Here is a 13,930-nt window from a genome sequence, read left to right as displayed (position 1 = left end):
ATGGACGAGGCCGCCAAACTGCTGGCCGACCCGCAGGCCTACACCGACGAACCGCGGCTGCACGCCGCGCTGACACGCCTGCGCGCGGCGGCGCCGGTGGCGTGGGTCGACGTGCCGAACTATCGGCCGTTCTGGGCGATCACCAAGTACGCCGATGTGATGGACATCGAACGCGACAACATGCTGTTCACCAATTGGCCGCGCCCGGTGCTGGCGACCATCGAAGGCGACGAGCTGCAGGCCGCGGCCGGGGTGCGCACCCTCATCCACCTGGATGACCCACAACACCGGGTGGTACGGGCGATCGGCGCGGACTGGTTCCGCCCGAAGGCGATGCGAGCGATGAAGCTACGCATCGACGAACTGGCCAAAAGCTATGTCGACAAGATGTTGGCGGTGGGCCCCGAATGCGACTTCGCACAACAAGTCGCGGTCAATTACCCGCTTTACGTCATCATGTCGCTGTTGGGACTGCCCGAATCCGACTTCCCCCGCATGCTCAAGCTCACTCAGGAATTGTTCGGCAGCGATGACAACGAGTACAAGCGTGGCACCACCAACGAAGACCAATTGCCCGCGCTGCTGGACATGTTCGCCTATTTCAACCACGTGACCGCGACGCGGCGCCAACATCCCACCGAAGACCTCGCCTCAGCCATCGCCAACGCCCGTATCGACGGTGAGCCGTTGTCCGACCTGGAAACGGTGTCCTACTACCTCATCGTCGCCACCGCGGGCCATGACACCACCAGCGCCACGATCTCCGGCGGCCTGCATGCCTTGATCGAGAATCCCGACCAGTGCCGGCGCCTGCGCTGCGATCTGAGCCTCATGCCGCGCGCCACCGAGGAGATGATTCGCTGGGTGACACCGGTCAAGCACTTCATGCGAACCGCCGCCCAAGACACCGTCGTGCGCGAAACCTCAATCGCGGCAGGCGAATCGTTGCTGTTGTCGTATGTGTCGGCCAACCGCGACGAGGACGTCTTCCCCGACCCGTTCGCCTTCGACGTCGGTCGCGAGCCGAACAAGCACTTGGCGTTCGGATACGGCGTGCACTTCTGCATGGGTGCGGCGCTGGCGCGCATGGAAGTCACGAGCTTCTTCACCGAATTGCTGCCCCGGCTGAAATCGATCGAGCTTGCCGGTGACCCACAGTGGGTCGCCACGACCTTTGTCGGTGGCCTCAAGCACTTGCCGGTTCGCTATTCGTTGTCGTGCTAAGCAATATTTGCGTTTACGCTGTCAGTACTCCAGGACCGTCAGTCAATGCCAAAGGATGCCATCGATATGACGCGTAGGACGATTGTCATCACGGGTGCCAGTGACGGCATCGGTGCCGCTGCGGCGCGCCGGCTCAGCCGAAATGGGGAAAACGTCGTCATAATCGGGCGCTCGCAACGTAAGACGACCGCGATCGCCACGGAATTGGGCGCCGATTACTTCACCGCCGACTTCGCCGACCTGACCCAAGTGCGCGCGGTGGCGGACAAGATACGTTCGGAGTACCCGCGCATCGATGTGTTGGCCAACAACGCCGGTGGCATGTGCCACGACGTCCAACTGACCCCCGACGGCCACGAGAAGACCTACCAGGTCAACTACCTGGCGCCTTTCCTGCTCACCACACTATTGCTGGACGTGCTTCTCAATTCTCACGCTTCTGTCCTCAACACGACCAGTTCGTCGCAGCGCCTGCTTCCGCGGGTGCGCGTTGCCGATCTGGAAAATACGGCGAAATGCCGGCCCAGCCTTGCTTACGCGCGGACCAAATTGGCGATCGTCATGTTCACCATGGAATTGCATCGCCGCTACCACGCCGACGGACTGTCGGCCGCAACATTTCACCCGGGATACGTGAACTCCAACTTCGGGGAGGCGTCCGGGTCACGATTTCTCGTGTTCATGAAAAATCACGTGCCGGTGACCTCGCGGTTCACCTCTACTGCTGACGAGGGCGCCGACCAACTGGTCTGGCTGGCCTCGACGAAATGCGGCACCGAATGGGTTTCCGGCCAGTACTACTCGGGACACAAGATTGCCAAAGCGAACCGCGCCGCTTACGATGCGCGCCTGGCATCCGAATTGTGGGATCGGACGTTAGCTAAGCTGACTACCTGATACCGCGGTGCTCGATCAACGGGCGCGGAAGGGGAAGTTGTGCTTGGTGTTCATCACGCAGCGATCTGCACTGCAGATGTGGAGCGGTCGCTGCGATTCTGGCGCGATGGCCTGGGGTTCTCCGAACTGTTCGACCACACCTTCACCGGTGACTGGCCAGAGCTATTCGGCGCCAAGGGCAATGAGCTCAGGTCCGTCTTCCTGGGTGACCCAAAGGAGCCGGACTGCGGGATCGTTGAATTGGTCCAGCTGCCGGGCGCTGAGCAGGCCGAACAGGCCGCTGCGGGGCCGCGCCACGGTTTCTTTCTGCTCTCGCTGCAGCGCGAAGTCGATACTGCGCTGTCGGCGTTGGCGGCCTGGGGCTTCACCGACGGGGTGCGGCGCATCACGATGCCCGCGCCCGCCGGAAAGACGGTGCCGATGGCGGTCATCACCGCCCCCGACGGGGTGCTGGTCGAGTTGATCGGACCGGCGCAATGAGCGCCGAGACTGCACTGGTGACCGGTGGCGCGTCCGGGATCGGATTGAAAGCCGTCGAACTGCTGCGCCAAGCGGGTCATGACGTGGTGGCGTGGGACTTGTCCGGCGCCGACATCGACTGCGATGTCAGCGATCCCGACGCGGTCTCAGCGGCGATGCAACAGACTGTGCGCGAGCACGGAGTGCCTACCCGGGTGGTCACCTCCGCCGGCATCGGATCGTCCGGGCTGTTGCTCAAACTTTCCCCAAAAGAATGGGAACGGGTGTTGGCGGTAAACCTCACCGGCACCTGGCTGACGATCCGCGCTGCCGCCCAAGCGATGGTCGACGCCCAGGTGGGCGGATCCATCGTTGCGGTGTCCAGCATCAGCGGCACTGTCGCCGACCGGGACATGGGCGCCTACTGCGTGTCAAAAGCCGGAGTCGACATGCTGGTCAAGGTTGCGGCCGTGGAATGGGGCACGCACGGCATCCGGGTCAACGCCGTCGGACCCGGCGTCACCAGAACCCCGATGCTGCCCAACCCAGAAGCCTGGCCCGGCTGGGTCGACGGCCTGTCGAGGCGCACAGCGCTCGGTCGCCTGGGGGAGGCCGCCGACGTGGCCGACGCGATCGTCGGGGTACTCGAGATGCCCTGGGTGACCGGCCAGGTGGTACATGCCGACGGAGGCCTGGCGTTGCACAGCCCGATCGACGCCTACGGCCAAGTGGAGCGGTTGCTGCGGCTCAAGAAGATCAAAGAGCTTCGCGAGCAACGGGAGAACGCGAAGAAGGCCTAGCCGATACCGAAATCGATGATGCCCCGCACGATTTCACCGTTCAGCAGGTCGGCATAGGCGTCATTGACCTCGTCGAGGCGGTAGCGCTTGGTGATCATCTCGTCGAGCTGAAGCTGTCCGGTCTGATAAAGCTTGGCTAACCGGGCGATGTCCGAGCGGGCGTTGCACGAGCCAAAAATGGTGCCCGCCAGGGTCTTGTTCATCAAGATGAACTCTTGTAGGTCGATCTTGACTTTGTGGGTCAACTGCGACGTCATGCCGGTCAGCACACAGGTGCCGCCCTTGCGGGTGAGCTTGACCGCGTCGCGGACGTCCTCCGGGGTGATCAGCGACGGAGAGACCACCACGGCGTCGGCCATCACACCGTAGGTGAGGTCGCGCACCAGGTCCATGGCTTCGGCGATGCTCGCCGCGCTGTGCGTCGCACCGAACAGGTGGGCTGATTTCTGTTTGAACTCAACGGGATCGACAGCCACGATCTGCGCGGCGCCGTTGATCCGGGCCCCTTGGATCGCGCCCGTGCCGATTCCGCCGGCGCCGATGACAACGACGGTGTCACCCGCCCGCATGCCGCTGCGATTAGCCACCGAACCGTAACCCGTCGGAATTGCACACGACAGCAGCGCACTCGCTGCCAGCGGTAGCTGCGGGTCGATCTTCACGATTGAATTCACCGACACCACAGTATGTTCGGCAAACGCCCCGACCTTGGCGATGTGTCCCAACGGTCGACCGGCGGCGGTGTGGTGGCGGAACGTGCCGTCGGTGGGCATCCCTGGCGTCATGGTGCCTATGCCCGCGTCACAGATGTACTCCATGCCGGTCGCGCACCACCGGCACTTGCCGCACACCGCGACAAAAGACATCACAACATGGTCCCCGGGCGCGAAATCGGTTACGCCAGGACCGACTTCGCGCACGATGCCGGACCCCTCGTGGCCACCGATCAAGGGGAACATGGTGGGCAGGCCAAGCGATTTCAGCAACTCGTTGGGCGCCGACATGTCACCCTTGAGAATGTGGTCGTCGGAGTGGCACAGACCGGCGGCGGCGATTCGCACCAGGACCTCGTCGGCGCGGGGAGCGTCCAACTCGAATTCCTCGACGGACCACGGGCCGCCGACATCATGCAGGATCGCTGCCCGGCTTCTCATGCAGCAGGCGTGAACGTCACAGGGAGTTTGTTCGGCGACCGGAAGGTGAGCCCCACGATCCTGGATTCCTCACCGGTGCCGTCGTCGGGGACGAACGCCAGATGCTCGAGACGGTCGAACAGGCTGTTCAGCATGACCCGAGTCTCGAGTCGGGCAAGGTGCATACCAAGGCACATGTGAATTCCGCCGGCGAAAGCGATGTGCGAGTGCCGCTCCCGGCGAATGTCGAAGGCGTCGGGGTTCGGCCAGCGGCTCTCGTCGCGGTTCGCCGAGCCCATGCACAAATCGACCTGCGCATCGGCCGGGATCACCTTCCCGCCCACTTCGACGTCTTCGGTGGTGGTACGCATGACCATGGTCAACGGGGTCTCCACCCGCAAGCCTTCTTCGATGGCCATCGGAATCAGCGAACGGTCCTGGGTGACCATGGCCAGCTGCTCGGGATGGGTCAGCAGCAGATACAGCAAGTTGCCTGAGGAGCGGTAAGTGGTTTCCAGTCCGGCGGGCAGCAGCAGGCGCAGGAACGAAATGATGGCCTCGTCGGTGAGCTTCTCCCCGTCGATCTCGGCGGCCACCAGATCACCGATGATGTCGTTGGTGCGCTTGCGGCGGCGCTGCTCGACCTGGTTGAGAAAGTAGCCGTGCAACTCCGTCGCCGCGGTGAGCCCGGCCATGATGTCAGTCGGGATGGAGATCAAGTCCAGCGACAGCCGGCGGAACAAGTCGAGATCCTCCGGCGGTAGGCCGAGCAGCACCGAGATGATCCGGGTGGGGAATTCGAATGTCAGTGCCTTGACGAGGTCGGCGTGCCCGTCGTTCTTTATTTCGTCGATCAGTTGGTCGCACACCGGACCAATGACCGACGGTTCCCAGCGCTCCAGGGCGGTGGCCCGGAACGCCTTGGCGACCAGGCTGCGATGGTCGTGATGCTCCTTACCGCCCATCGCCAAGATGGTGTGGCCCATCACCAGGCCGATCGTCTTGTCGTAACCGGCCGAGGTGAAGACGCGGTCGTCGCGGAAGGCTTGAAACACGCCGTCGTAGCCGAACAGGACCCACTCGTCATTCGGCCGCAATTCCTCGGGCATTTGCTCGTGGTCCATCAGCGCGCCATGCCACACCGGATCGGTGCGTCGCATGTATTCGAAGAATGGGTACGGACTGGTTTCACCGGTGGTGTCGAGGGTGACGGGCTGACCGGTTGGTTCAGTGCCGAGCGTCATCAGCGCTCCTCCTGGGGGTGGAATATCGCTATCATAATATAAATAGCAACGTAGCCCAACGACTTGAGTGGCGACCGGATGGGGCAGGAGGCGGTGATTCTTCGGTGGCTCAACGCCGACTTGTATGCGCCCTGGAAGAGCTACCGCCCGGGCGGATGAAACTTGTGGACATCGGGAAATTCGGCGTGGGCGTGTACAACGTGCGGGGCGAGTTCTATGCGATCGTCAACTACTGCTCGCACGAGGGTGCGCCGCTGTGCCAGGGCCTGCTCGGTGGCACCAACGAATCCGACCCGGACACGCCCGGCCGGCTGCGCCGCGTGCGGGACGGCCAAATTGTCCGATGTCCTTGGCATAACTGGGAATTCGACGTCACCACCGGCCGCAACGTGGCCGACCCGAAACGTCGCATCCGGACCTACCAAGTCGACGTCGCCGACGGTCAGGTGTACGTGACCGCATGATCATCGACGCCAACGTCCAGCCGCACTTTCGCTACAACGCCGAGATACGGCGATATCTCCCCGCCACCCACAAGTTGCGGTCGATTCCCGATGTCGAACAGCAGTGGTATCAGGCGCCCGGTGGGGACTACCGCGAGGACCTCTATGGCGACCACTATCCGGGATCGGACCCGCAGACGGTGGCTCGGCACCTGTTCGACGAGGCCGGTGTGCAGTACGCGATCCTCAACCCGCTGACCCGGGGCAACATCGCCGACTACCTGCTGAACAGCCGAATCTGCGCGGCGGTCAATGACTGGCTGCTCGACCGGTGGCTGGAGCCCGACGGCACCGACCGCTTCCGGGGCACCATCAGAGTCAATCCGGAAGACCCCAGGGGTGCGGTTGCCGAGATCGAGCGGCTGGCCGGCCATCCGAAGTTAGTGCAGGTCGGCGTGCCTCTGCAGTCCCGTGAGCCGTACGGCAAGCCGATGTTCGAGCCGATCTGGGAGGCGGCCGCCGCGCACGGATTACCGGTCGCGGTGCACATCAACGGCGGCAACGGCGTCGACCATGCACCCACCTTCGCCGGGCACGCGCACACCTATCCCGGGTATGCGGCCTTCATGCCGCTGAACTATTTCGTGCACCTGGCCACCCTCATCGTCGAGGGCGTCTTCGGCCGGCACCCCGACTTGAAGTTCGTCTTCGCCGACGGCGGCTATGACATCCTCACCCCACTGATGTGGCGGCTGGACACCTTCTGGTTGTCGATGCGAGATCAGACGCCATGGGTGGACCGTTACCCCAGTGAATACCTGCCCGGTCACGTCCGGTTCTGCTCGTCTGCGTTCGATGGTCCGGTCGACACCGGGCAGAGGCAACGCTGGATGGACTTCTCGGACAAGTCCGCATTGGTGATGTATGGGTCGAGCTATCCACATTGGTCGACGACGACGCCCGACGTAATGGTCGCGGGCCTCGACGACGCGCAGCGCGACAAGGTGCTGTGGGAAAATGCGAATGAGCTTTATCAGCTCACCTCGCCGGTGGAAAGAAGTGCACGATGACAACGATCGAACGGGTTGAGTCCGCTGGGGGGCAACAGCAAGAGATAGCGGTGACCGTGGTCGACACCGATGTCCATCCGCTGCCGGTGTCGACCGAGGTCCTCAAGTCCTACGCCCCCGCCGACTGGGTCGACAAAATCTGGCCGACCGGCAATGCGGTCACACCGGTGCCGCACTTCTACGACACGCCCGACTCGTATAAGACGATGTCGCTGCGATTGGACGCCGCTCCTCCCGACGGCGGATTGGCCGGTAGCGACCCGGATTTCGCCGCCAAGCAGTTACTGGTCGACGCCTGGGTCAGCATCGCGTCGCTGGAGCCGATGTGTGACGCCCAGCTACCGCAGGCCGAGCATGTGCTCAAGTCGACCTACAACGACTGGCTCGCCGACGTCTGGCTGGACAAGCACAACACGCACGGCCGCTGGCGGGGGTCGATCAGCGTCAGCGCGCAGACCCCGGACCTGGCGGCGCGTGAAGTGCAGCGCTGGGCCGGACACCCGTATATGTCCCAGGTGCTGATGACACCGCAGACTCGCGGAATCCCTTTTGGCAACCCGCATTTCGACCCGATCTATGCCGCCGCGGCGCGCAATGGCTTACCGGTGGCCACTCACTTGATGGGCCAGACACCGTTCGAGTTGATTCCCCTGTACCCAGTTGGCAATCCGGCGCATTGGCATGACTTCTTCGCCTCCTGGCCGCTGCTGTACGTGTCACATCTGATGAGCCTGGTGTTCGACGGCGCCTTCGACCGACACCCGGATCTGCGGATCGTGTTCATCGAGGGCGGCTTCACCTGGGCGATGCCGGTGATGTCTCGGATGGACCGCATCTGGGAGGCCCGTCGCGGTGACTTGCCGCACGTGCGTCGGCCCCCGTCGGAGTATGTGCGAGAACACGTTCGGTTCACCACCCAGCCGCTGGAAGATACTGACACGGTGCAGTTCCGGGAGTACTTGGAACTGATGGACATGGGCGACAATCTCATGTTCTCGACCGACTACCCGCACTGGAGCTACGACGCGCCAACGTATGCCCTCAACCGGTTCCCGCGCGACCAACGGGAGCGGATCATGTACGGCAACGCGACCGCACTCTACGGGCTGCCCCCGACCGTCAAGGCCCTCCCCGGAGAACGGCCGGCCGACGGTGACGTCGCGGATTAAGGCACTGATCACCCAATACGACGAGAAGTGGTCGGCGCTCGATCTGGCGGGTGTGGCTGAGTTGTGGGAGCGCCGAAGCCCGTCACCGCTTTACCTGGGCGACGAATACGCGCTGCCGCTGACGGGCGCCGACGAACTCGACCGGCACTGGGCCCGGCTCGCCGGCCGCCTTACGCAGGCATCGGTGTCATCGCGCCTGTGGTCGGCCGACATCCTGGCCGACGGGGTGGCACGGTGCGTCTTATTGAGTCGATGGCGATTCACCGGCGCAGAGTCCGACAGCGTCCACGCGGGCACCAGCTGGATCACCTGGCTGTTGAAGCAGCACAGCGACGGCTACCGCATCTTTCATCACATGGAGTCGCAGGTCTACCTTGAAGAGGATTTCCCAACCGAACCGGAGGAAGACACGAGGGCATGACACAGACGAATCTCGCGCGCCCACAAGGGCTTAGCCGGTTGGACCCGCAGCTGAGAGATAGCGCCGCCGAACTGGGCTTGGTCGAATTCAGCACCGACACGCTGCCGGCCGAGCGCGAACACACACACCGGCTTGCCGCCGAGCGCGCGGCGGCCGTCGACCACGCCGGTGTCACAGTCGATTCGGTGTCCATCCCGGGTCCCGACGGCCAACCGCTGCACCTCCGCCTTTATCGCGCGGGCACGGCGTCCGGGCTGCCGCTGGTCATCTATGCCCATGGCGGCGGGTTTGTGACCGGAAACTTGGACACCGATCATGCACAATGCGTGAACCTGGCCCGCGCGGCCGACTGCCTGGTGGTGTCGGTGGACTATCGGCTGGCGCCCGAGAATGTTTGTCCCGCAGCGCTTGCCGACGTCGAAGCGAGTCTGCGCCACGTGCTGACACACGCCGACGAGTTGCGCGCCGACCCGAGCCGTGTCGCGTTGATGGGACGCGATGCCGGCGCGGCATTGGTTGCCGGTTTGGCCCAACGCATGTTCGACGAGGAAGGCCCGCAGATTCTGGTGCAGATCCTGCATCAGCCGATGCTTGATTCCGATGCGACGCCGTCGCGGCGCGAATTCCAACGAACACCCGGCCTCAACGGCCCGGCGGTGAGCCGGGCGTGGGGCCATTACCTCGGCCACGGCAGCGCGTCCGGTCAGCACGTTCCGGCCCACCGCGCCAACCTGGAGGGCCTACCGCCGACGTTCATCAGCTGCGCGGAGATCGATCCGTGCCGCGACGAGGCGATCGACTACGCCAATCGGCTCTTACACGCCTATGTTCACACCGAACTGCACGTGTTTGCGGCGACTTTCCACGGGTTCGATGTGACTGTGCCCGAATGGGTTGTCTCACAGGAGAATCAAGCTCTGCACGCGCAGACACTACGCCGCGCGTTCGCCCTGTGACGTGGTCCGTCGCTACAGCGGAGTGAACTTGGTGATGAGCCACTTTCCGTCGATGAGCGACAGGTCCACCAGCACGCTGCTGGCCGCCACCGACGGTTCGGGGTTGTCCTTGCTGGTAGTGCTCTGATCGACGAACAGCAACACCACCGCCGAATTGGCGCGCAACTCCGACACCGCAGCGCGCATCACATGAGCGCTGGTCTTCAGCGACTTCTGTTTGGCCGCCGGGGCAACCGTCTGCTGGGTGAACTGCTCGTAATAGGACAGGAAGTCACCGGCAAGATGCGATTTCGCGTTGGCGAAATCTTTGTCCAGTGAATCCGGTGAATACGACAGCAGCGCGACGGTTCCGTCCGAAGCCGCGGTGACGGCAGCGCGCTCGACGTCAGGATCGGTCTGCTTGGCCGGTCGGTACTGGCTCACATACAGCCACGCCGCCACGCCGCTGGAAATCAGCAGCAGCACAACCAGAATGAGCGGTATCGGCCGGACATTGATCTTCTTGCGCCACAGGTCGCGTCGCCAGTTACGGGCCGGTTCGGCTGCGGAGTCCGGATCTTCCTCGACATCGTCGGCGAAGTCGGCATCCGAATAGAACACGACGGTCTGGTCATCGGCGTCAGCCCCGGCCTCCTCGACAGGAGGGTGGCTTACCTTCACCCCAGTGAGAGGATCGATACCTGCGGTTTCTGGGGTATCTGCCGTTTCTGCGGTGTCGAATCTACGTGCGTCGTCGCTCACGGTACGAACTCAACTTTCGACATCTTGTATTGCCCACTCTCTTCGGTCACGGTGACCCTGAGCCGCCAGACACGTGGTTCGTCTTTCGTATTCGGAGAATTGGTCACCCGCGAGGTGGCCGAAACCAACACCAATGCGGTGCGCCCGTCCATGGACTCGACGGCGGTGGCGTTCACGGTTCCTTCGGTGACCACTTTGGACTGCTCGACCACCTTGGTGAAGTCGGCTGCCCGCGCCTGGAAGTCGTCGCGGAACTCCCCGGTGGAGCTGTCGATCACCCGCTGGACGTCTTCCTTGGCTTTGTTGAAATCGAGGGAAGTCATATTGACGACGCCCTGTTTGGCCCCGGCAGCGAACGCGGCGGCCCGCTGCTGTCGCTCATTGGCTTCGTCGTGTTTCCAGACGAAGTACGCACTGAGACCGGCGAATCCAAGGATCAAGAACACCGCTGCGAGTTGCGCGACGATCGACCAAGGTACGCCGCGAACCGCGTGGCGGATCCGTCCGCCCGATGCCTCCGCTCCGGCTTCGGCTTCTTCCTCGGCTTCGTAGTACTCCTCGTCGGCGTCTTCGGGATAGTCCTCGGAATATTCCTCGTAATAGTCTTCGTACTGCTCGTCGCCGTCGTCGTAGTAGTCTTCGTCTTCGTCGTAGTCACCGGGCTCTTCGGAGGCGCCGAGGGCTGCCCGCCGCAACCGGGCGGCGCGGGCTTTGGCGCGTGCGGCGGCGGCCAGCGCTTCGGCCTCGGCGGCTTCGGCCTCGGCCTCTTCGGCCAACGCCAACGCGTCGGCGTTAGATCTGACCGAGTCGTCATTTATCTCAGTCATCGCGGTTACAGCCCGTCACCATCATTATCGACTGAACTCCGGTATCTCTTACGGTATCGCCCATTGCTAACATCAGAGTCGCCAGCGAACTCCGACGAGGGACCGATCAGGCGGATGATCAGCCAACCACACTTTGCCCCCGACTTCCTCCGCGGCAGCGAGGGATGGTCAAGGGACGTCCGGCCGGCATCATGACCGCTGTCGACTCTCCCGAAAAGATACTCTTTACCTCCACTACCCAAGCGTTTCTCCACAAAGAAGCGTCGCTGCGTCATGTCCGGGAACTGCATGCCGCCGGGGTGTCCTTCGACCCGGCATGGTGGCGGCGAGCGGCAGAGCTCGGATGGACCGGTTTGCTGGTGCCAGAAGAGCTGGGTGGCGGCAGCGTCTCGGACAATGGGCTAGCCGACCTGGCCATGGTTGCCGAACAACTCGGCAACACGGTGGCTCCCGGTCCGCTGTACCCGGTGAGCACCGTGCTTTCGGCGTTGGTGGGCTGCGCCGACCGCCAAGCCCACGCCGAGCTGATCGACTCACTCATATCGGGTGAGACGGTGGCATCGTGGGCCGTCTCCGAACCGGGCCGCGGATGGGCGCCGATGAACCCCCAGGTCTCGGCGACGGCGACCGACTCCGGCTACGTCATCGACGGAACCAAGGAGTTCGTCGAGGCCGGCGCGCAAAGTGCGGTGCTGCTGGTGGTGGCGCGGTGCGGGGAGCGCGTGCGCCAATTCCTGGTACCGACGGACGCACCCGGCGTTTCGGTGGTTCCCCGGCAATCGATCGACTTGGTCAAGCAGTATGCGCGGGTGCATTTCGACGGTGTGGTGGTGCCGGAATCGGCGGTGGTGGGTGACGACGCTGAGACCGCGGCGCTCATCGAGCGGCAGAGCCAGATCGCCCAGGTGCTGCAGTGCGCCGAAGTGGTCGGCGTCTTGGGGACGGTCTTCGATTTCACCGTGCGGTGGGCGTTGGACCGGCACTCTTTCGGCCGACCGTTGGCGTCCTATCAAGCGCTCAAACACGGGTTCGCCGACATGAAGATGTGGGTCGAGGCGTGCCGTGCGACGACCACCGCGGCGGTCGCAGACATCGCCGCCGGCGCGCCGGACGCCAGCCTGTCAGCCAGCATTGCCAAGTCCTACGTCGGCGAATCGGCGGGTCCCATCGTGCAGCGGTGCATCCAGATGCACGGAGGCATCGGCGTCACGTGGGAACACGACCTGCACCTCTACCTGAGGCGGGTTACCTTGTACCGCGCCATGTTCGGCACTCCTGAAGAACACAACGTGCGGGTGTACGAGGCGGCGGCCCGATGACCGAATCCGTCGCTGAATTCGTCGCAAGAGCCCGCGCGTGGTTGGCCGACAACATGCCCCGCATTGATCCCGAGTCGCCGCCGGCTGCGCCGCGTGACGATGAACGGTCTTGGCTGCGGGCCCGTGAGCTGCAAAAGCGCCTGTACGAAGGCGGGTTCGCGGGAATCTGTTTCCCACGCGAATACGGCGGCCTGGGCCTGGATTACGAATACCAGCGGGCCTTCGACGTCGAGACGATCAACTATGAAATGCCGTTGATCCTCAACACCCCGACGTTCACCATCTGTTGTGCCACTCTGCTGGATACCGGCAGCGAAGCCCAGAAAAAGCAACACATCGCCGCAGCGCTGCGCGGCGACGAAGTGTTGGTGCAACTGTTGAGCGAACCCAGCGGCGGGTCGGACTTGGCCGGTGTCATCACCCGCGCCGAACGCCGCGGCGATCGTTGGGTGATCAACGGCGCCAAGACGTGGAGCACGAGCGCCTTCGCCGCCGACTACGGACTATGCCTGGCCCGCACCCGGTGGGACGTGCCCAAACACGACGGCCTCACGATGTTCCTGGTGCCCATCAACCATCCCGGCATCACGCTGCGTCGTATCACCCAAGTCAATGGATCCAGCGAGTTCTGCGAAGAGTTCCTCGACGAGGTGGACGTCGGCGATGACGCCGTGGTGGGGGAAGTGGACAACGGCTGGGCGGTCGCATCGCGGCAGCTGTACCACGAGCGGCGCGCGGTCGGGCAAGGCTCGGAATTCGCCAGTGGCTCGGGCAGCGAGGGCGGCCACACCATACCCGTCGACTACGCCGACCTAGCCCGCAAGACCGGTCAGTCCGATAGCGACCGGATCAAGGAAATGGCGGGCCGGGCGCTGGTGCGCAGAGCGGTTGCCGAGCAGCTGATCGACCACGTGTCTCGCAGCGTCAGAAGCGGTGCACTGCCCCCCGCCGCCGGCACCCTGATCAGGCTCTTCCACGCCGAGACGGTGACTTTCGAGGTGGACACCGCGCTGGCCATCGCCGGAGCCGCCGGCGTCGTCGGCGAATCCGGCGAAGGTCTGCAGACGGGCTTCCGGTACCTGTCCCGGCAGTCCGTGGCGATCGGAGGCGGTACAACGGAAATGGCTCGCAACGTCATCGGTGAGCGGGTGCTGAACTTTCCCAGGGAATACGCCGCCGACCGCGGCGTGCCGTTCAATCAGGTGCGGCACGGCCAGGGAAGTTAGT

General features: G+C 63.8%; 15 protein-coding genes. 11 read left to right on the top strand and 4 right to left on the bottom strand.

The features are described from left to right. The 4 genes from I2456_RS19000 (at position 1) to I2456_RS18985 (ending at position 3,380) form a co-directional block, all read left to right on the top strand. The gene (locus I2456_RS19000) at positions 1-1,224 is read left to right on the top strand and encodes a cytochrome P450 (RefSeq protein WP_085074814.1); all 1,224 of its coding nucleotides are present in this window, start codon (positions 1-3) and stop codon (positions 1,222-1,224) included. 66 nt (positions 1,225-1,290) lie between these two features. Further along, positions 1,291-2,121, top strand: coding sequence for an SDR family NAD(P)-dependent oxidoreductase (locus tag I2456_RS18995; protein WP_085074813.1), 831 nt, complete (start codon positions 1,291-1,293; stop codon positions 2,119-2,121). Positions 2,122-2,199: 78 nt separating this feature from the next. Next, positions 2,200-2,601, top strand: coding sequence for a VOC family protein (locus I2456_RS18990; protein WP_163703917.1), 402 nt, complete (start codon positions 2,200-2,202; stop codon positions 2,599-2,601). Next, on the top strand, positions 2,598-3,380 hold the full coding sequence (locus I2456_RS18985) for an SDR family NAD(P)-dependent oxidoreductase (protein ID WP_085074811.1): 783 nt from the start codon (positions 2,598-2,600) through the stop codon (positions 3,378-3,380). Before I2456_RS18990 ends, I2456_RS18985 begins: the two co-directional genes overlap by 4 nt. On the opposite strand, the gene I2456_RS18980 is transcribed toward I2456_RS18985, so the two are convergent. Together I2456_RS18980 and I2456_RS18975 are read right to left on the bottom strand one after the other, a co-directional pair. Then, positions 3,377-4,534 (bottom strand): Zn-dependent alcohol dehydrogenase, encoded by a 1,158-nt coding sequence (locus I2456_RS18980; RefSeq protein ID WP_085074810.1) that lies wholly within the window; start codon positions 4,532-4,534, stop codon positions 3,377-3,379. The two genes, I2456_RS18985 and I2456_RS18980, sit on opposite strands and share 4 nt — an antisense overlap. After that, a complete protein-coding gene (locus tag I2456_RS18975; protein WP_085074809.1) occupies positions 4,531-5,757 on the bottom strand; it encodes a cytochrome P450 in 1,227 nt (408 codons plus the stop codon). The genes I2456_RS18980 and I2456_RS18975 overlap by 4 nt, the downstream gene beginning before the upstream one ends. Before the next feature lie 155 nt (positions 5,758-5,912). Here I2456_RS18975 and I2456_RS18970 point away from each other — a divergent pair, with 155 nt between their 5' ends. Genes I2456_RS18970 through I2456_RS18950 form a run of 5 tightly spaced genes read left to right on the top strand, consistent with a single transcriptional unit; the run spans position 5,913 to position 9,816 of the window. After that, positions 5,913-6,221 carry a Rieske (2Fe-2S) protein gene (locus I2456_RS18970; RefSeq protein ID WP_241007760.1) on the top strand — a complete coding sequence of 103 codons (309 nt, stop codon included), beginning with the start codon at positions 5,913-5,915 and terminating at the stop codon, positions 6,219-6,221. Continuing rightward, a complete protein-coding gene (locus I2456_RS18965) occupies positions 6,218-7,270 on the top strand; it encodes an amidohydrolase family protein (protein ID WP_085074807.1) in 1,053 nt (350 codons plus the stop codon). Before I2456_RS18970 ends, I2456_RS18965 begins: the two co-directional genes overlap by 4 nt. After that, entirely contained in the window at positions 7,267-8,439 is a 1,173-nt protein-coding gene (locus I2456_RS18960) for an amidohydrolase family protein (RefSeq protein ID WP_085074806.1), read from the top strand. Before I2456_RS18965 ends, I2456_RS18960 begins: the two co-directional genes overlap by 4 nt. Continuing rightward, entirely contained in the window at positions 8,423-8,860 is a 438-nt protein-coding gene (locus tag I2456_RS18955; protein ID WP_085074805.1) for a hypothetical protein, read from the top strand. The genes I2456_RS18960 and I2456_RS18955 overlap by 17 nt, the downstream gene beginning before the upstream one ends. Then, positions 8,857-9,816 carry an alpha/beta hydrolase gene (locus tag I2456_RS18950; RefSeq protein WP_085074804.1) on the top strand — a complete coding sequence of 320 codons (960 nt, stop codon included), beginning with the start codon at positions 8,857-8,859 and terminating at the stop codon, positions 9,814-9,816. The genes I2456_RS18955 and I2456_RS18950 overlap by 4 nt, the downstream gene beginning before the upstream one ends. Before the next feature lie 12 nt (positions 9,817-9,828). Here I2456_RS18950 and I2456_RS18945 read toward each other — a convergent pair whose 3' ends face one another. Then, positions 9,829-10,557 (bottom strand): hypothetical protein, encoded by a 729-nt coding sequence (locus I2456_RS18945; protein ID WP_085074803.1) that lies wholly within the window; start codon positions 10,555-10,557, stop codon positions 9,829-9,831. Continuing rightward, entirely contained in the window at positions 10,554-11,384 is an 831-nt protein-coding gene (locus I2456_RS18940) for a hypothetical protein (protein WP_068162071.1), read from the bottom strand. The genes I2456_RS18945 and I2456_RS18940 overlap by 4 nt, the downstream gene beginning before the upstream one ends. A 191-nt stretch (positions 11,385-11,575) precedes the next feature. Between I2456_RS18940 and I2456_RS18935 the strand changes: the two genes are divergently transcribed. Further along, on the top strand, positions 11,576-12,703 hold the full coding sequence (locus I2456_RS18935) for an acyl-CoA dehydrogenase family protein (protein WP_085074885.1): 1,128 nt from the start codon (positions 11,576-11,578) through the stop codon (positions 12,701-12,703). Continuing rightward, positions 12,700-13,929 carry an acyl-CoA dehydrogenase family protein gene (locus I2456_RS18930; RefSeq protein ID WP_085074802.1) on the top strand — a complete coding sequence of 410 codons (1,230 nt, stop codon included), beginning with the start codon at positions 12,700-12,702 and terminating at the stop codon, positions 13,927-13,929. Before I2456_RS18935 ends, I2456_RS18930 begins: the two co-directional genes overlap by 4 nt. Position 13,930 lies beyond the last annotated feature (1 nt).

Source organism: Mycobacterium kubicae, from assembly GCF_015689175.1.
Lineage (GTDB): Bacteria > Actinomycetota > Actinomycetes > Mycobacteriales > Mycobacteriaceae > Mycobacterium > Mycobacterium kubicae.
This window is presented reverse-complemented; position numbering and strand designations above follow the sequence as displayed.